The organism is Phycisphaeraceae bacterium (genome assembly GCA_020639155.1).
In the GTDB taxonomy this organism is placed as follows: Bacteria; Planctomycetota; Phycisphaerae; order Phycisphaerales; family UBA1924; genus JACKHF01.
This window is the reverse complement of record JACKHF010000002.1, coordinates 725,904-744,146: the sequence shown is the minus strand read 5'-3', so window position 1 is coordinate 744,146 and position 18,243 is coordinate 725,904. Positions and strand designations below refer to the sequence as shown.

Here is an 18,243-nt window from a genome sequence, read left to right as displayed (position 1 = left end):
GCGGATGTCGCTCAAAGCCCGAGCCGCTGTAGCATGGCATCGAGCACAGCAGCCGACAACGCATGATTCCCGAACGGATCAGCAGTAATCTCGACGAACGTGCCGCCGTGGGCGATGCTCGCATGGACAGTCACTTTCTCACCGAGGCTGCGTTCTGGTGGTACCGCAACTACAAACCCGTTGTCCATGGTGTCGCGGCGATGGCGGACGGTGTACCCGCGTGCTCGCATCGTTGCGTCGGCCGCAGCCAGCACAGCTGGGACGCGTACATCGTCAGGGAGTGTGGTCGTGAGAGTCCTGCCTGCGTACATCGCGGTGCCGCCACCGACGTGCGAGACACGTGCCTGGCATCCGCCAAGCAATGCCATACCAGCACACACGAGTGCGGTAGAGAGTGAGTGGATTGGTATCAGTCTGTTCCAAGCCATTGCAACAGGTCTGGATCGTCAAGATCGATCGCGAGCCCGCATTCGTTGAAGAGTTTCACGAGATCGGGGTCAATAACACGCTGCTGGGGCTTGGGCTTTGGTTTTCTTGGAGCAGGCTTTGCAGGACTCAGAACTGGTTCTGAAGGGACTTTGGCTGGGTTTGACTCGAGCGATCGCAGCATTGGCGTGATCGTGGGATGAGCCCCATCACGCGAGAATCCGAAGAACTCAAGCCATGTAGCGGTGCTCGCAGAATCAAGCGGCACCTCAGGTCTGCGTGGCTTGGGCCTGGATTGAGCTGATTCGATATCGGACGCAAGCCCATGGAGGAACTGTGCGCACGTATCAACCCTCGCACCGAGCCTGCGGACATCCTGACCCAGCCTTATGTCGTTGGTGATGACAGTGATCCGCCTGCGAAATGACGAGTGGTCAACCAGATCGACAATCAAGTCGTCCGCAGATCGATTGATGCCGGAGAACACAACACGGATATCCGGGTTCCTGCCGTGCTTCTCGTGGTGCCGGGCGAGGGCTCCCGAGATCCGGCCATCACAGACCAATGTGATCCCCCGGCCCAGATACCGGCTTGATTCGAGAGCCTCAGCCAGGTCAACGAGGTCCATACCCGTGACCGAGGCAGGGACCACATCTGATTGGAGCAGCAGGTTGTACGCGTCGATCAGGAGCATGATGGAGCCCGAGCGGTATGTGGGTCGAGATCATGCGTACCATCGGCACGATTCGGTGTTTGTGCAGCATAACACTTGACTTTGGGCACCGAACGTCCCACCATTGGCCCCTGCGGGCGATCTTGCACCCGGGTTGATCACAATACGAACGGAGCAGTCCATTCCATGGCGATTCGAATCAAAGCACGTCCCGGTGAAGGCCCAGAGCAGATCATGCGCCGCTTCAAGAAGCTGTGCGAGAAGGAAGGTCTGACCAAGGATGTCAAGCGCAAAGAGTTCTACGAGAAACCCTCAGAGCGCAAGCGCCGTGCAGTCCGCAAGGGTGGTCCGCGTCGTGTTATGACGACAGATCGGTCACCAGGCGGGTTCTAAACTGCTGTCACAGATACAAGTGCGAGATGCGGTCGGGCCAATGGTCAGGCCGTGTTTCTTTTTTGGGCGATTTGGTTATGCGCTTGACATGGCTGCAATACTGCGAGGCGACTCGGGCTGTCGTGTTCGCGAACTAAGCGATATTGCGTGCATCAGTGATAGCGCAGCACCGACATCGACTGGAGGATACTGCGGCAAGTTGGTGTTGAACTGTCGCGCAATCGCATTGCGAATATGTTCTGAGACGTAATAGACACCCAGTTTGTCGGCTGACGGCAGTTCAAAAAGTGATGTTGTCTCGTTTGGTTGTGCCCTCTCCAACTCAACATAATCTGCGTGTCGCAATACTTCTGTGTCGCCGCTGGACAGAATGCGGGCAACATATACGTCGTCAAGCAGAATGTGCCCTCGTGTGCCAGCAATCCGGCATCGCCATGTCCATTTCCCGAGTGCGTTGCTTACAGAGAGCGAGCCAATCTGCCCTTGGGCTGTCTGGCACGCCACACTTGCATGATGCTTGTTGCGCGCGCACATAACCCATTCCGGCACGCCGAGAAACTCGTTGATTGCGGCACATGCCGAAAACAGAAGTGCATTCTCGGTCAAGTCGCCCGCGCGACAACCTAAATCAACTGTGACCGACTGAATATCACCGATCTCCTCGAAGTGATCCTCTGTTGCGACTTGCTTGATCGCACGATGTACGAGTGGTCCGACAGCAAGTGATTGTCTGCCTGTGGTGCTGTTTTGCCACGGATGTGTGCCGTATTTTTCACCAGAGAACCTGAATACATCCGTTGGTATTGGTTCGCACGATAGAACTGCGACGCCTCGCTCGGAGGCCTGATGGATTGAGCGAAGTTCGATCTGCTCGGCGTTGGCAGCGATCCAGATTACGTCACCCTGTTTCGCGTAGTTGTCAGAACCGAGCAGCGAACGAATGTCATCAATAGGGTTGGTTTGCAGCTTCACTGCGCAGTCGCGTGCCCCCTGTGGCTCGTTCGATCCTACACCAGCGATCGTCAAGTTGCACGACTGGGCCACGGCATGTACGAGCGATGCCTGTGCAGGATGCATCCACACAAACAGCCGAGTTGGTTGGGAGAGGGTGCTCACGCAATACAAGGTTACGCAAGCGGAGTGCAGTTGGTTCTCCACCCTTAGTATCGCGGGATCTTGGGGTCGATGTCGATTGCCCAGAGATCAATGCCTCCAGCCACGGACATGGCTTGAGTAAACCCGAGACTTCGCAGGAGAAGGGTTGCCCGCATAGACCGTCCGCCCATGTGGCACATGATGGCGATAGTCTGATCGCGATGCTCTTCAAGCTCTTCAAGTCGCGACTCCAGTTCATTGAGAGGGACAAGGACAGCACCTTCGATATGCGCGGTCTGCCATTCCTTTTCAGTCCGGCAGTCGATAAGAAGACCGCCACCTTCGAGATGCACCATGGCGCTGCGTGGCGTCATCTCAAGTTCAGGCTTGAATGGATATGTCGGCGGGAGTCCCTGATCGTTCAATGTGCCCATCCGGAATGGTAGAGCCCTGCCGATACCAATCGCTCGACAAAGACGAGCGAGCAGGTGGCGGAAACCATGCACGGTACACCTGTGAGGAGGTCACTGAGACTCGGGGAGGGAGGACTGTTCAGTCCTGCGTGTCACAGGGACGGTGTCCGGTGAGCGGACGACATCCCACGGCTGGTCTTCGATGATCATGCGGGGGAGAATCGCTACCAGATCAAACGCAGCGAGAGCTGGAGCGACAAACGCGACTTGGGCTTGCTCCATGTTCGATTGTTCATCAGCAGACAGTGATGAGTTGATATTTGGAGCGTCTTTTCCTCGGTAGTCATCCATTGACAATACGTTGTATTCTGGCGAGTAGGTCGGTGCATGGGCGACACTGCCATCTGCGATTGTGTACTGGATAGGGAGCCAGCTTGACCGATTCAGCGACGACATTGCGGGTGCATCTGCGACCACCAACGTCCCTGTGAGCGTGTTGTCCTGTGCGTACCACACGCGGGCGGGCTTGATAGACGGATCGTGCGTGTTGTACTCATTGTCCACGGCAATGCAACCGGGAAGCATCGCTGCGAGAGTGACTGTGGAGAGAAGACAGAGGGCTGAACGACGTGATGCTGGTGCGGAAAGTGTCTGCATAAGTACGGATGATTCCTTTGGGGCGAGCCAAGAGTGTATACCTCTGGCACCAACGATGTACTACCAGAGCCTCATCAGGATTCCACGTATCGGCAACCGACCGAGAATAACGCCACGCATGGGTGTTTCGGCTGATGCGAAGTCGTGTTTCAGGGAAACGTCCTGATTCATTCGTTCTCGAACAAATCCGCTGTTTCCTGTTCGGGTTGTGGTCCCAGCACCTGGTCAACTACGAGTTCGATTGTGTCCTCATCAAACCCTAACCGGGCAAGCTTGCCCGCTGCACGCCTGGCGCGGGTCTGCCACTCCTTCAAGGTACGCACATCTGCCGACGGTGTTCCCTTGAGAGCTGCGACAGCATCATCAATCCGCGAGCGATGCTCAAGCACTTCGTCCAATACGGATGATGCGGTGTGCCTGTCGATTCCGAGCTTGTGTAACTTCGACTCGTAATGAGTTCGATCAGCTGGTTGGCGTTCCAGCCACGCTTCGACCGCGCTGCGGGCAGCTTTCATGTCATCGATGAATCCTCGCTGCTTCAGCGTTTCGATTGCGGTGTCGATCTGGTCCTCTGCGATGCGTTGCCGAACCAGCTTTTCGCGCAGACTGCGCTCGCTGAGTCTGGACTTTGTCAGCAGTTTCATCGCAAAATCGAGCGCTCTGGCAGATTGTTGATCGGAATTGCTCATTCGATCATCCCGAGGAAGTCCTGCATCTCGCCGAATGCGTGCGACTCGCCTGTCTCGCGGGCGATCTGCATGCCCTGCTGGAGCACAGCGATCGCCTCATCGGTCCTGCCAGCATCATCGAGTGTCTTTGCCTTGTGGTAGTAGGCGTAGCAGTAGTCCTTGTCGGCGTCGATGCACTTGTCATACCACGACAGAGCCTCCTCAACACTGCCCGCTTTGCCGTGCTCCTGCGCGATCGCGTACAGCGTGAACGCGTCGTTCTCGTCCAGTGCATACAGCTTCATTAACTTGTCGAGTCGTGACGGATCACCCATGCGGCATGATAGAACACAACCAGAACAGAAGCAGCGGTCGGCACCCGGGGGCATACCGTTGCGTTCGGGCGGTTTTTGATTGCGGCTGGGCCCGGGCTGCGCTATGCACTCGATCAGGAGAACTGGACAATGCACAATGTGAAGACAGTGGGTGTCGTTGGCGCGGGCCAGATGGGCGGCGGTATTGCGCAGGTCGCAGCTGTCAGCGGATTCGCCACGATCGTCTTCGATGCTTTTCCCGGATCGATCGATAAGTGCAAGGCCCTCCACGACAAGTTGCTCGCCCGCGCTGTCGACAAGGGGAGGATGTCACAAGAGGATGCCGAGGCAGCCAAGGGACGCATCACCTACGCGACAGACCTCAACGGGTTGACTGGCGCTGACATCGTGATCGAAGCGATTGTTGAGGATCTTGATGTCAAGCTTGATCTGTTCGGCAAGCTTGCTGCGATGTACACAGGCAACCAGATCATCGCCACGAACACGTCGAGTATCAGCATCACCAAACTCGCGACGGCTGTGGGAGATGCAGCCGACCGATTCATTGGCATGCACTTCTTTAACCCGGTGCCGGTGATGAAGCTCGTCGAGGTGATCCGCGGGCTTGCGACAAGTGACGAGACAACCAATCGCACGATCGCGCTTTCGAATGCGATGGGCAAGACCGCTGTTCCCGCAAACGATCGCGCCGGATTCGTTTCCAATCGCATCCTCATGCCGATGATCAACGAAGCGTTCTACACTTGGATGGAGGGCGTTGCAGAGCCCGAGCACATCGACGAGATTATGAAACTCGGGATGGCGCATCCGATGGGACCACTTCGTCTCGCGGACTTCATCGGGCTCGACACGTGCGTGCACATCATGGAGGTGCTCGCCGAAGGGCTCAACAATCCGCGCTATCGCGCGTGCCCGTTATTGAAGCAGCTTGTCACCGCAGGCAGACTGGGCGACAAGACCGGGCGCGGCGTGTTCGATTACTCCAAGTAATCGGTTGCAGTTCATGAAATCCGATGATTTCAAAGCACAACAACACTGCATGGTTTCCAGATCGGGGCGTGCGATTGTTGTTGTACTTGTGTTGGTGTTACTGAGTGCGATTGGGATTGGCATCGCATTTCACTCTGCTCGATACAAAGGGCCTGTGGTTCCTCGAATCAACGGCGATGCGGAGATTCGAAATCTCATAGAAGATCGGGTTCGGGTGCTGAATCAATCAGGGAGGTCAATCTCATTAGATCTTCCTGACGACTCGATCTTTGCTGAGATCTGGTCGATTTATGTCGAGATTCGAGAAAAGCATGTTGCCAATATCGAACCCTACGATGCGAATCAGGAATGGCAGTTGGATGACTTCCCGCGCGCTGCCGATTGGATACGCCAGAGCAAGCCTGTCCGATCATTCGACAGAGACATGTCGGATGATCTGGTGTCAGCTGGGTATCTTGATCTTATTGATGACGTTGTGAAACAGCCAGCGAGGATGCGATCGCCCGATCCGGACCTTGGAGTTGCGGGCTGGATCAATACGCTAACACCGATCGGAGACGCTACGCGCTGGACATACATGTACTTGACGTACCGATTGGCTGTCGCGTGGGTTGCTGCGTCGAAAGACGTGTCCGACTATCACCTTCAGACGCTCTACACGGAGGTGGATCGGATGCTTGCACTGGCTGAGGCCCATACCTTAGAGCCGGACTCCACTGATTTTATGCTTGGAGTTATAATTGAGTCGGATGTAAATAAACGGATCAGGGAATGGGTGATCGCTCGGCCGCTGGGCCGGGATGTGCATCGGCAGATTGCAGCCAAACTCCAGAGCTACGCTGTTCTTGATGTGGGGTTTGCCTTTGAGGGAAACAGTGTCATTGCAGCGGCATTGATTGACAGTCGCATGAATGACGGCTGGCGTGAGAGGTACTCGAGGAGCTCTGCTCGCACCCGAGTTGCAGACGTTTACTCCCGCGCGCAACAGGCGATCATGCTCGATCCGATAAACGCGAGCGACGAGCTGATACAACTCGATGCTGAGATGATACAGATCGTTGATTCGTACGCAGCGGAACTGGATGATCTTGTGTCAGTGTTCGAGGGGATGTGGGCGAGCAATCTGCTGGCCTGTGCGCGCCGTGCCGGAACGCTGACAGTGCTCGGTATTGAGGCATATCGGAATGACACCGGCAGACTGCCTTCGACACTCGCGGAACTTGTGCCCGAATACCTTGACGCTATCCCAACGACTCCAACCGATCCGGACGGGCTCATCTACCGGATCGCGACTGCCGAGGATGTTGCTGAAGACAATCAAAGACCAACCGATGGAGTTGCGCTCAGCGACACCGGATACGTGCTGTATTCGAGGGGGATCGACAGCGAGGACAATGGTGGGAAGTTTAACCCAACTCACTACATGTCTATGTACAGGAGGGGGATCGGGCTTGACTACATCATTGTGCCCATTGTGGATCCTTGATCTCGTCCAGTATCTGTCGCACTGAAGGCAATCGATCCTATGGTGTGCGAGTTCAGTCTGCTATGCGGCTTCCTGCACTTGGTGCACGATGTTCGACGCAATCTGCAGTTTGACCATGTGTGTGAGTTGTTCCGAAGGAACCTCGGGGTCGGGGCTCTTGAACAATCCGACAATGTTTGCGCCGACGTATACCGGGGTGATCAGGATGCCGAACGGTATTCCCCACCATCCGACGAGTGCCGATCCAAGTGCGCTTGTGAGCTTTGCCTTTCTTCCGCACGACGTGCAGCAGACAGCGGGTGTGCTGGTGTATCGTGTGATGTAGATCGCCGACCAGACAAAGTGGGACGTATGCACGTCAATGGGGCCCGGCTTTCCACACTTTGGGCATGGTCCGCTATGCACATCAAGCACCTTCTCAAGCACCTCATCGCCGAACTGTTGATCCACCGTGTCGATGGCGCATGCGATGTCGCGGCAGCCCTTGTTGCAGTATCGGGCACCGTTCTCCTTGATGCCGCCGAAGAGTACTGAGCCGCAGTTTCCACATCGTGCCATAGACCACTCCTCTACGCCCGCTCCGTTTTGATTTGGCGGAACCTTGGTAAGCCTGTCGGTCACAGGATGCTCCGAACTTATTGAATCCGATAGAAAAGAGCTGTTTTTATGAGATTCTGGATTGGTTCAGACCCTTCCATGGAACAAACACCCGTAGCGCGGGTCGATATGAGTGGAAGTCTTCCATGACTGGCGGACGGGCTTGTGGGGCCACACAGGCGCGACTGGGCCGGTCTTGTGGTAAAATAAACCCATGTACTCCGTGCGGATACTGTTTGGTGTCCGCCAGATCAGGAGATCAGCACATGAAAGCAATCATGACAAAGACACTTGCTCTTGCAGCATTCGCTGGTGCAGTGTGTGTACCAGCAGCACTGGCAAACGAAGTCGAGATCACAACGGGTGTTGTGGAATCACAGCAGATTCCGCAGCGCGACACACTTGTAAAGTTGACGAAGCCGATCTCCGTCGAGTTTACAGATACTCGCCTTGAGGAAGTCTTCGCATACATTGCCGAGCAGACCGGCGCAAAGATCGACGTCAAGTGGATTTCTGACCGGTACCAGACAGGGTTCGACAAGGATCAGCTTGTGTCTGTTGTTGCTGCGCCGGGTACAGCGCTTGATTTGATCGAGCGTGTGCTTGATGAGATCGAAGTAGATCTTGAAGAGCCAGCGTGGCAGATGAAACGTACCGGCGAGATCGAGGTTGGTCCCAAGAGCAGGTTGAACAAGACAAAACGCGTTGAGATCTACGACATCAACGATCTGCTGCTTGAACTTCCGGACTACACAAATGCTCCAACACTGGACTTGCAACAGGCGTTGCAGAGCAGCCAGGGCGGTGGCGGACAGTCGCCATTCCAGGATCGTGGACAGGATAATCGCGACGAACGCAAGACAAAGGAAGAACGTGCACAAGAAGTCATCGATCTGGTCACGGAACTTGTTGAGCCGTTGCAGTGGGTCGATGGTGGCGGTGACGCTGCGACAATCCGCTACTGGCGCGGGGCGATTATTGTCAACGCTCCTGATTACATCCATCGACAGATCAACGGATACCCATACTGGTCAAACGGCGTGAATCGCGCAGCTGCGACACCGTCAGGGCGCAGGTATGTTCAGCTGAATCCTGGAACAGGACTGAGCACGATCGATGGGTTCGCTAACGAGGAAGTGGTTGCTGTTGTTGGCGGCCGCATCGTTCGCAGCGGGCGACCCGGTGGCGGTGGATAAAACGTATTGGCATGATGTAAAAGAGAAAGCGGTCGAGTGTGCAACTCGTCCGCTTTTTGTTTTCTTACAGATAACTCAGCCACCACGCCTTGGAGTTCTGCTTGATGCGTCCGAACGCGTAGCACACAGGGAACAACGCAACAAGCAAACCACACCACGCGGCGTATGTCCACCAGAGTTGGGGTTCACCTGGCATGTTGTGGGCTGATAAAGCCCATTGTTCGGCATCATCACCAAAACGTTTTTGCACCATAATTGCTGCGCTGAGCCAGAGTAGCGGCAGATGGAGTACATAGAACAGAAATGGCACTCGCCCGTACACGGTAAGTATCCACACGATGGTGGTAGGGAGCAGATCGATGGTTGCAAGCAGAATCATGCCAATACCCAGCATAATGAGCAGGTAGAGTGCCGATGGGGGATACTTTTCGACATTCAGAAAAGACATTGCTGTGTCGAGCGTTGTGGCTTGCGGTGACCATAGTGACGGATTGCCGTACGCGTTGGTGTATCGAACAGCAGCAAATACAGCAATACACCCCAGTCCGATCAGCAGGAACGTCTTTCGGCGTTTTCTGCCAAGATGCTTTGTGAGCGGCCCCATCGAATACCCAAGTGCAAGTACAGCAAACCACGGCACGAGCGGATACACGTTCATCCATGTTCGGTTTGTTGTGAGCGAAGTGCCTGACGGGAGAGATATAGCGCCAAACCCGGTGTGGGCAACGCCATGCAGTTTCTCAAGGAACGTACGAGGCTGACCGAGTTGCTGGAATCCGAACTGCGCATCATGTGGATCGAGCAGGTTGTGCCCGAGTATGACAGCCACGGCACATGGCGCGAGCAGTGCAATGGGGACCCAGATGAGTCCTGCAAGCAGAATCATGCTTGCACCGATCGCCCATATCACCTGCGCCATGTATATTGGTGGCGGGAACTGAGTGACATTCACCTGTGACCACGGATACATGAGATTTGGGTCGAATCCCTTCCACAGCACACCGAATGGCAACTGCCACCAGATAGAGATCACGACAAACTCAATAAAGATCAGCCAGCATCCACGTGTCAGCAGAAAAACGGACAACTGTGCCTTGGAGCGTCCGCGGCTTTTCCACAGCCATGCTCCCATGCCAGCCAGCAGCACAAAGGTTGGTGCGCACAGATGTGTGATCCAGCGTGTAAAGAAGAACTGCCATCCACCGCCGTCAGCTGCAAAGTCGGTTGGTTGGAACTGGGTTGGTGTCCAGAAATCACGCGCATGATCGATCGCCATGAGCACGATCACCAATCCACGGACCGCATCAAGATATGTCAGACGAGGACGTGGAGGAGCTTCTGCCCTGATCTTGTCAGGGTCGCCGCCCATGATCTGCTCAAGCGACATCGACGGTGACTTGTCCTCATCGACCGGCTCGGACTTCTTCCGACGAAATCGCTGCTTCGGCTTGCGTGTTTCAGTCATAGCGGGCCATTGTCGTTTGGTGGTGTGTCATCTTTCGATGGCGCTTCGGACGCTCCAGGTTGCGTCCCTCCAGACGTGGTATCTGACGCTGTCGCTTCCCGTTCGGCACGCCGTGCCTCGCGTTCTGCTTTCTGGCGTTCTTCCACAGCCTTTCCAAATGCGAGTCCCGCAAAGGCGAGCGGAAGGAATGCCCTCTCGCCTGTTTCTTCGGCGAGATTGCGAAGATTCGGGTATTTCTTTGCTTTGACGTCCTTGATCATGTCGGTCAGCATGTTCTGGGCAACGCCGGAGAACTCAATGAGAATCTCCCATTCCTCGTCGGATTTGGGCCACGCGCCGATGTTGCGCATGTGCTCCCATGGTGGCGCAACATACCACTTCCCATCAAACTGCTGGATACTGATGCCAACAGGGGGGAAAAGTGGTTTGCCATCGAGTGTCAGTACAGATTGTTCGTCGGTGAGATACTGCACACCGAGGCGTTCCTCGTTTGCGGTTAGCCAGCCATACGGATCGCTCATCAGCCCCTTGAGTGTCGAGTCGATTGCTGCTCTGAAGTCCTGCTCGCGTTCGCTTCGATTGCCGGATCTGTCCCGCTGCTGTCCTGTTGCTATTCGTGCGATAAACGACGTTGCTTTCCCGCTGGATGCAGCCCGCTGAGCCTCTTCTCGAAGTTCCTGCACCTCTTCTGGGTAAGATGCCTGCACCGCGCGACCAAGATCATCGAGTGCACCGAGAGAAAGCCCGATGTTCTGCAACACACGTCGAAGTTCCGGCTGGCCTGCATATACCAGTTCGTGCAGTCGCCCGGCATTGCCGTCGAGCACCATTTGCTTCGCACTCTGGATAACAGCTTCTGGTGTTGACTGGTCGTACCCCTTGCGGAAAACGAACCGTCCAAGCCATATCGCCGCTACTGCCAGCGCCGTCACGATCAAAATCAGAACGACAGCGGTATGTACCCAGCCCCGATGATGGGGCCGACACAGAGGGAGGGTTGTTCGGGTCGTGTTCACAGCACCATAGTATAATGATCTCATGCCGAATACGGAAGCACACACTATCTCGATTCAGATCAACGGCTCATCTACAACGATCCCCATCGATCATTCGGTGGAACAACTGGTGGAAACGCTTGGTCTGAAGGGGAAAGCCTGTGCCGTCGAGGTGAACCGGGCTCTTGTGCCAAAGCGTGACCATGCCCGAACAAAGCTCAAAGACGGCGACATGGTTGAACTTGTGACGCTGGTGGGTGGTGGTTAGCCGCAACTCACGTGTGATCAAACGATTCCGACAGCAATCAGGATGGAACAAGGTTTGCGCGTTATCCTTGCATCCCCGTGACGAGTACCACCAACAATCCCCATGCAAGCGAAGTGCCGGATTCGGTGCCAGCTATTATGGCGCCGCCTCGCGAGCGCGATAACCCCTTTACGCGCAGCCCGATCGGGATCGCCGGGATGGTTTTTCTGGCGCTGATGTTTGCAGCGTGCGTGTTGTCGCTCCCGCTCACCCTTGGAAGTGCAGAAAATAGCACAACGGCCCGGTACATGAGTGGTGACGCTGTCTCGGCGAGGCTCTCGCCCGCATGGTGGCCGTGGAAGAATGCTGACGAAAAGGAACGCCTCGATCAGATCAAGGTGCAGCGAGCCGCAGTGCCTGATGGTCCGCAAGGCACACCCGCTCCGATTTTGGGGACCGACGTGCTCGGCCGGAGTCTCATGATCAGGGTGCTCGCAGGGGGCGGTATCTCACTCACTATTGGTATCGTTGCTGCATTGATCTCGGTGTGTATCGGCACGGTGTATGGGTCGATATCTGGATTCTTTGGTGGCAAGGTTGATGCGGTTATGATGCGCATCGTCGACATTCTGTTTGGTTTGCCGTACATCCTGCTCGTGGTGCTTCTTGCCGTCGCAGTCGACGCGATGGTTATGAATCTTGTCGCAGCGCGAGCAGAGCACGCAAATGTGCAACGGCAGGCGTATGTCGAGCAGGAACTCCAGTCCCGTGCAGTGCCTGTGCTTGTTGAAACCTATAGCGATCAGTTCAATGCTGTGGAACTGGGACTTGTCGCGGATCTCGGTGTGGATCCGGATATCACGTTGAATGAACTCCTCAGCGAGGGCGGCCCACTCTCACCTGAAGATCGATCGCAAGTCATCGAGAGACTTGCAAAGGAGCAGACAAGCGAACTCCGCGATGAAATTATCAAGGAGTCACAGACGCAGATCAAGGGCGGCGATCTGTCCGAAAGCCAGCGTGCCACATTGCAGGTGATCACATTGCTCGTCGCAATCGGCGGTGTGTCGTGGCTTACCATGGCGCGCGTGGTTCGTGGTCAGGTGCTGAGTCTGAAGAACCAGCCGTTCATGGAAGCTGCTCGAGCAATCGGCACACCCTTGAATCGCCAGTTCGTCCAGCACCTCCTGCCCAATCTGCTGGGGCCGATCATTGTGTACGCCACGCTGACAGTTCCGCAGGCTATTCTGCAGGAGAGTTTTCTCAGTTTTCTTGGTATCGGTGTCTCGCCACCGCTTCCAAGCTGGGGAAACCTTGCTGCGGAAGGGCTCGACCAGCTCAATCAGCACCGCTCGTATTGGTGGCTGCTGTTTTTCCCGTGTCTTCTTCTGGGGTTGACGCTGCTGGCGCTCAACTTCGTAGGAGAAGGACTGCGTGAAGCATTCGATCCGAAGCGTGCAAAGCGGTAATACCAGAGAAAGTGTCGGGGCTGCTTCAAATACGCAGCGCCGGCAAACCATACCATCGATTCAGTATCAGAGGAATATCGGAGAGTTCAGATGCAAAGCCGATTTGGTATCAAAGACTTCATACTGATGGTAATGGTTGCGTTTGTAGGCGTGCTTGTGCTGATGTCGATGTTCGTGAAGGACAGGAACTGGATTAGCCTTCAGCAACTTGATGACCGCATCAAATCCGTTGAAACATCCGCTGGTCGAATCTCTACAGAAGTAGACCGAATTGCTACATACATTGAAGAGGGTGGGGCGCTCTCAAGCGGGTCAACAACTCCAAAGGTTGACGAAACTCCAAGCTGGGCGGTGCCAGGCGTGAAGATCGATTGGCAGCCAGCATTTGTGCTCGACAACGATCCGACCAAACTGCCCGATTTTCAACCGGGTGGTGTATTCATTGAATGCTTTGAGGCGCAGTTATCCAAGCTCACGTCGTATGTTGCTGAAGACACATACGGCCGTCGTATCGAGGACTGGGTGGTTGAAAGACTCGCACGATACAACCCGGTCACTCTTGAGCTCCAGGGTGTTCTGGCAGAAGCATGGCAGTACGACCCCGAAGGCATGTGGCTTCGTGTGAAACTGCGAGACCGAGCCAGATTCAGCGATGGCGTGCCCGTGCTGGCGGAGGATGTTGCGTTTACATTCAACGACTACATCATGAATCCTGAACTGGAAACCGAGTCGGTCCGCTCGGTCATCGAGCCATACCTCGAACGTGTTGATGTTGTTTCAGAGAGAACGGTGGAGTTTCACTTCAAGAAGCCGGGTGCGTACAACCTCAATGCAGCTCTGGTGACAAATATTCTCCCGAAGCACTTCTTCGAGAAGTTCACGCCACAACAGATCAACGAGCAGCCAGCCTTGTTGATGGGGTCCGGACCATACAAGCTCGTAAACACGGACTGGGTGCCCGGGGATACAGTTGTCATCGAGCGCAATGAGCAGTACTGGGGACCAAAGCCGCTGCTTGATGAGATGCGGTTTCTTGTGATTGACAACGAAGAGGCACGACTTCAGGCCATGATCAACAAGGAAGTTGACATGATCCTCCCGTCCTCACCACAGTACAAGGACTACCAGGATAATCCGGCAAAAGCCGAACAGTACAACATCGGTTTGCACCGGTGGATGAACATGCGATCGGGGTACGGATTCATTGGATGGCAATGTGGCGAGCGAGATGGAAAACTTACGCCATTTCATGACAAGCGTGTTCGTCAGGCAATGACCATGCTCCTCGATCGCGAACTCATGATCCGTGATATCTGGGTTGGCAATGGATTTGTTGCAGTCGGTCCGAACAACGGCCCTGTTCCGACAGTGCCAAAGGATGCAAAGCCCTGGCCGTACAACCCTGGTCGTGCGAAGCAACTGCTCGCCGAAGCGGGATGGATAGATCGGGATGGTGACGGCATTCTAGAGAACGAGAAGGGCCAGCCGTTTCGATTTGAGTTTACCCGGGCAGTTGGAGGGCAGACTGCAGAACGCATGCAGGATTACATCGTGACTCAGTGTCGCGACGCTGGAATTGTGTGTACGCCCAATGTGGTTGAATGGGCGCAGTACGATCAGATTATGAAGACCCGCAACTTTGATGCAATTGTGCTCGGCTGGTCTGCATCAGATCCTGAAAGCGACCCTTCTCAGATATGGCACACCGATTCAATCAAGAATCAGGGGCATAACTTTGTGCAGTGGGATGGCGGCCAGGATCCTCTGATTGAATCTATTCGTACCGAGCGTGACTACAACAAACGCATGGAGGCTTGGCACAAGTTCCACAATCTCGTGCATGAGGAGCAGCCGTACACATTCATCCGCGCACTCCCATGGTCGCGTTTCATCGACAAGGAATACACAAACATTCAGGAGTACGCGAGCGGGTTGGAGCCGCGTGAGTTTATGTTCACGGGCCAGGATTGATAGCCCCGTTTCCTTGTGCATAGCACATTTGATGTCTTGTAAGCGACCATCATTCTCATGACGACATACCTGATCAGACGCCTGCTCCTGATTGTTCCGACACTGTTCGGCATCACTTTCCTTGTGTTTATGATCATTGCGATGAGTCCGGGCGGTATCGGTGCAGCCATGAAGGCAAGTGGCGGGCAGATGAACGCAACAAGCGCGGCGATGAAGGAAGCACGGCTTGAGGATCGGTACGGACTTGATGCGCCTCCGGTAGTGCAGTATGTGCGATGGCTTGCTCAGATCAGCCCGATCAAGTTTGGGCCACGTGCGCAGATTGATGAAGCTGGCGATACGGTCCTTCGTCCGCGCGAGCAGAAACCTCCGATTCTCTGGGAATGGTTTACAGATGATCTTGCTGTTGACGACATCGCTGTTGAGCCGTTCGCATGGCCCGACGGTGCGACCGATGAGCACAAACGCAAAGCGTGGCGTCAAGCGTCACAGGAATACGCGCGCGTGCGAGTTCGTGCGATCGGACTACGCAAGACTCAGCAGATTCTTCTGGTTGAATACGCCCAGTCGATCGAGTTGCGCGGTGCGTATGACGTAAATGAGAAGATCAGAGAATCTGTATTGCGGAGCCACAAGCCGGCTACTTCGCACCCTATGTGGGCGGCGATACAACAGACTGGACAAGAGGCAATCGACGCGTATCGGATTGCGTACAAGGAACGTCTGCAGTTGCTGGCGATGCTCGATGCAAAGCCATACAAGGAGTCCGGAGTTCCGATCGTTCCTGGCATACTCTGGCTTGGCTCACCGGATTTGGGAAAGTCGTTCAGCAGAACGCGTCCTGTATCGGAGTTGATACTGCAGGCGCTCCCGGTCACGCTCACACTGAACCTGATTGCATTTACGATTATTTACGCTGTTGCTATTCCCAGTGGCATGCTGGCTGCTGCCAAGCGAGGCTCAGCAGTTGATTCGATTATGGGCGCAGCGTATATCGCGTTGTGGTCGTTTCCCATTCCGCTCGCCGGTGTTCTTGCAATCGGTTTTCTTGCGAGCCGGCAGGGATTGGGCATGTTCCCAGTGTCCGGGTTGCACGACGTGATGGCAGACAACATGCCGTATCTGCCAACATTGGAATCGCGTGGGTATCTCTTTGACACGATTTGGCACATGGTGCTGCCGGTGTTGTGTATTGTGTACGGCGGATTTGCTGTCCTCAGCAAGCAGGTGCGCGCATCGATGCTCGACAACTATAACGCTGATTACGTCCGCACTGCGAAGGCGAAAGGTGTTCGTGGCATCGATATCTTGCTTCAGCACGTGTTCCGTAACAGTCTGCTTCCTGTGATTACCATCTTCGTGAGTATCTTCCCAGCAACATTCTCCGGATCCGTGGTTATCGAGAAGATATTTAATATCAACGGGATGGGTAAGCTGGTGCTTGACTCCATCTATCAGCGTGATCGTGAACTGCTGCTTGCGACGACGTTGATCGTCGCTGCTGTTAATCTGCTCGCACTTCTGCTGGCGGACATTCTGTACGCACTGGCCGATCCTCGAATTACATACGACTGATTGCGTTGAAACCGCTTCTGAATGAATCGAATACGTGAGGAGTTTTCGTACCAGACATGGCAGAGCAGACAAGCACATCTCCTGTACCCGCACCAGAATCCGTGACCGGTGTGCAGCTTGCGCAGGGCATTGGTCAGCAGGAGGCAAAGGGGTTCTGGGCAGATGCATGGTCCCAGGTGTTCAAGCGTCCAGGTGCGGTCATCGGTATGTGCTGGGTTGGTGTTGTGCTGTTCTTTGCAATCTACTCACCGATTCTTGCGAGCGGACATCCGCTCCTGATGAAGAAGGTTGATGAGACTGGCAAAATGGTGACATCATCGCCGTTGCTCGAACACCTGTCGTCGGTTGACATTGGGCTGATGATTGGTGGCATCCTTGTCCCAATCTTTCTGCTCCTGCCTTCGAGAATCATCCCGCTGGCCCGTTCAACGCGCGCGATCATTGTGCTTGCGGTTGGTATTCAGATAGGTGTCGCTATTGTGGCTGCTGGCATTGTTGATGCGCAGTTTTTCAAGACGCGCAATATCACGCCGGGTGCCCTGAAGTTCAAGAACAGTCCCTTCGCAGATTTCAAGCTCGCTCTCATGATCGGAGCCGGCGCTGCTGTTCTGTGCAGCCTGCTCCCGATGCTTCGTTCATGGTCGCTGCGGGGAGTAGTGGTGGGGATTGCGTTCCTGTGCTCGGTTGGACTGTTGACACTGCGATGGGACACGCCGCTTGAAACGTTCCAGTATCGTCAGCAGCAAGCTCAAGGTACGGTTCAGGCAACATACACCCTCATTCCGTTCTCACCAGGTCAGACGAGCACACGATGGTTCAATCAACCTCCAATGACGGACATCGCGACAGTAGAGGGTGAGACCTACAGACCGGAGATGGGCAACGCGACATTCCTGCTCGGCACCGATGTGCTTGGCGCGGATGTGCTGACGCAGTTGCTTCATGCGTCGAGACTGTCAATCTCTATCGGTCTGGTCTCGACTGGTCTGGCGCTCATGATTGGTATCACAATGGGTGCGTTGATGGGGTACTTTGGCGGCGGAGTGGACATGCTGCTCTTCCGTGTGCTTGAGGTGTTCATGTCCGTTCCGGTACTGTTTCTGCTGATTGTTGCAGCTGGTGTGCTACCGCAGGAACTGCGTTCTACTTACGTTATGATGGCGATCATCGGCTGCTTCACGTGGACCGGTGCAGCTCGATTTACGCGCGCCGAGTTCATGAAGCTGCGCAATCAGGACTTTGTCCAGTCGGCAAAGGCTGTGGGGCTTCCGTTGCGTGCGATCATGTTTAAACACATGCTGCCGAACGGCGTGACTCCCGTGCTGGTGGAAGCATCGTTCATGATCGCAAGCGCGATCCTGATTGAGGCGATTCTGAGCTTTCTCGGGCTTGGGCCGGTCGGCCAGCCGAGTTGGGGGAAACTACTGAACAACGCAACCGGCGAAGCAGGCGATTTCCTCTGGTGGCTCGCCATTTTTCCGGGTGGAGCGATCTTCTTTACTGTGCTGAGCTACAACCTGATCGGCGAGGCACTTCGTGACGCAATCGATCCAAAGTTGCGTAAGGCGCGTGTCTGAGTGTGAGTCTCTGGA

19 protein-coding genes are annotated in these 18,243 nt (G+C 55.1%); 9 read left to right on the top strand and 10 right to left on the bottom strand.

Going from position 1 to position 18,243, the window contains the following annotated elements:
* Positions 1-11: 11 nt before the first annotated feature.
* Positions 12-428 (bottom strand): hypothetical protein, encoded by a 417-nt coding sequence (locus H6815_13780; GenBank protein ID MCB9861510.1) that lies wholly within the window; start codon positions 426-428, stop codon positions 12-14.
* Positions 410-1,120 (bottom strand): NYN domain-containing protein, encoded by a 711-nt coding sequence (locus H6815_13775; GenBank protein MCB9861509.1) that lies wholly within the window; start codon positions 1,118-1,120, stop codon positions 410-412. Before H6815_13775 ends, H6815_13780 begins: the two co-directional genes overlap by 19 nt.
* A 165-nt stretch (positions 1,121-1,285) precedes the next feature.
* Between H6815_13775 and rpsU the strand changes: the two genes are divergently transcribed.
* Complete coding sequence (gene rpsU / locus H6815_13770) at positions 1,286-1,492, top strand: 30S ribosomal protein S21 (protein MCB9861508.1); 207 nt, start codon at positions 1,286-1,288, stop codon at positions 1,490-1,492.
* Positions 1,493-1,567: 75 nt separating this feature from the next.
* On the opposite strand, the gene H6815_13765 is transcribed toward rpsU, so the two are convergent.
* The 5 genes from H6815_13765 to H6815_13745 form a co-directional block, all read right to left on the bottom strand.
* Positions 1,568-2,608 carry a hypothetical protein gene (locus tag H6815_13765; GenBank protein MCB9861507.1) on the bottom strand — a complete coding sequence of 347 codons (1,041 nt, stop codon included), beginning with the start codon at positions 2,606-2,608 and terminating at the stop codon, positions 1,568-1,570.
* 44 nt (positions 2,609-2,652) lie between these two features.
* Complete coding sequence (locus H6815_13760; GenBank protein ID MCB9861506.1) at positions 2,653-3,021, bottom strand: rhodanese-like domain-containing protein; 369 nt, start codon at positions 3,019-3,021, stop codon at positions 2,653-2,655.
* A 90-nt stretch (positions 3,022-3,111) separates the two neighbouring features.
* Positions 3,112-3,657 (bottom strand): hypothetical protein, encoded by a 546-nt coding sequence (locus tag H6815_13755; protein ID MCB9861505.1) that lies wholly within the window; start codon positions 3,655-3,657, stop codon positions 3,112-3,114.
* A 167-nt stretch (positions 3,658-3,824) separates the two neighbouring features.
* Positions 3,825-4,346 (bottom strand): RecX family transcriptional regulator, encoded by a 522-nt coding sequence (locus tag H6815_13750; GenBank protein MCB9861504.1) that lies wholly within the window; start codon positions 4,344-4,346, stop codon positions 3,825-3,827.
* Positions 4,343-4,660 (bottom strand): tetratricopeptide repeat protein, encoded by a 318-nt coding sequence (locus tag H6815_13745; protein MCB9861503.1) that lies wholly within the window; start codon positions 4,658-4,660, stop codon positions 4,343-4,345. The genes H6815_13750 and H6815_13745 overlap by 4 nt, the downstream gene beginning before the upstream one ends.
* A 129-nt stretch (positions 4,661-4,789) precedes the next feature.
* Between H6815_13745 and H6815_13740 the strand changes: the two genes are divergently transcribed.
* Together H6815_13740 and H6815_13735 are read left to right on the top strand one after the other, a co-directional pair.
* Positions 4,790-5,650, top strand: coding sequence for a 3-hydroxybutyryl-CoA dehydrogenase (locus H6815_13740; protein ID MCB9861502.1), 861 nt, complete (start codon positions 4,790-4,792; stop codon positions 5,648-5,650).
* Positions 5,651-5,663: 13 nt separating this feature from the next.
* Positions 5,664-7,136, top strand: a complete 1,473-nt coding sequence (locus H6815_13735) for a hypothetical protein (GenBank protein MCB9861501.1) — start codon at positions 5,664-5,666, stop codon at positions 7,134-7,136.
* Positions 7,137-7,196: 60 nt separating this feature from the next.
* On the opposite strand, the gene H6815_13730 is transcribed toward H6815_13735, so the two are convergent.
* Positions 7,197-7,694 (bottom strand): hypothetical protein, encoded by a 498-nt coding sequence (locus H6815_13730; GenBank protein MCB9861500.1) that lies wholly within the window; start codon positions 7,692-7,694, stop codon positions 7,197-7,199.
* Positions 7,695-7,999: 305 nt separating this feature from the next.
* On the opposite strand from H6815_13730, the gene H6815_13725 reads away from it, so the two are divergent.
* Positions 8,000-8,929 carry a hypothetical protein gene (locus H6815_13725; protein ID MCB9861499.1) on the top strand — a complete coding sequence of 310 codons (930 nt, stop codon included), beginning with the start codon at positions 8,000-8,002 and terminating at the stop codon, positions 8,927-8,929.
* Positions 8,930-8,993: 64 nt separating this feature from the next.
* On the opposite strand, the gene H6815_13720 is transcribed toward H6815_13725, so the two are convergent.
* Complete coding sequence (locus tag H6815_13720) at positions 8,994-10,394, bottom strand: DUF1624 domain-containing protein (protein MCB9861498.1); 1,401 nt, start codon at positions 10,392-10,394, stop codon at positions 8,994-8,996.
* Positions 10,391-11,326, bottom strand: coding sequence for a hypothetical protein (locus H6815_13715; GenBank protein MCB9861497.1), 936 nt, complete (start codon positions 11,324-11,326; stop codon positions 10,391-10,393). Before H6815_13715 ends, H6815_13720 begins: the two co-directional genes overlap by 4 nt.
* 130 nt (positions 11,327-11,456) lie before the next feature.
* On the opposite strand from H6815_13715, the gene thiS reads away from it, so the two are divergent.
* The 5 genes from thiS to H6815_13690 all read left to right on the top strand — a co-directional run bounded on the left by thiS (position 11,457) and on the right by H6815_13690 (position 18,228).
* The gene (gene thiS, locus H6815_13710; GenBank protein ID MCB9861496.1) at positions 11,457-11,657 is read left to right on the top strand and encodes a sulfur carrier protein ThiS; all 201 of its coding nucleotides are present in this window, start codon (positions 11,457-11,459) and stop codon (positions 11,655-11,657) included.
* Positions 11,658-11,734: 77 nt separating this feature from the next.
* Positions 11,735-13,105, top strand: a complete 1,371-nt coding sequence (locus H6815_13705) for an ABC transporter permease (GenBank protein ID MCB9861495.1) — start codon at positions 11,735-11,737, stop codon at positions 13,103-13,105.
* 90 nt (positions 13,106-13,195) lie between these two features.
* Positions 13,196-15,076 (top strand): hypothetical protein, encoded by a 1,881-nt coding sequence (locus H6815_13700; GenBank protein MCB9861494.1) that lies wholly within the window; start codon positions 13,196-13,198, stop codon positions 15,074-15,076.
* A 57-nt stretch (positions 15,077-15,133) separates the two neighbouring features.
* The gene (locus tag H6815_13695; GenBank protein MCB9861493.1) at positions 15,134-16,651 is read left to right on the top strand and encodes an ABC transporter permease; all 1,518 of its coding nucleotides are present in this window, start codon (positions 15,134-15,136) and stop codon (positions 16,649-16,651) included.
* Between the two features lie 56 nt (positions 16,652-16,707).
* Positions 16,708-18,228 (top strand): ABC transporter permease, encoded by a 1,521-nt coding sequence (locus H6815_13690; GenBank protein MCB9861492.1) that lies wholly within the window; start codon positions 16,708-16,710, stop codon positions 18,226-18,228.
* Positions 18,229-18,243: the final 15 nt, after the last annotated feature.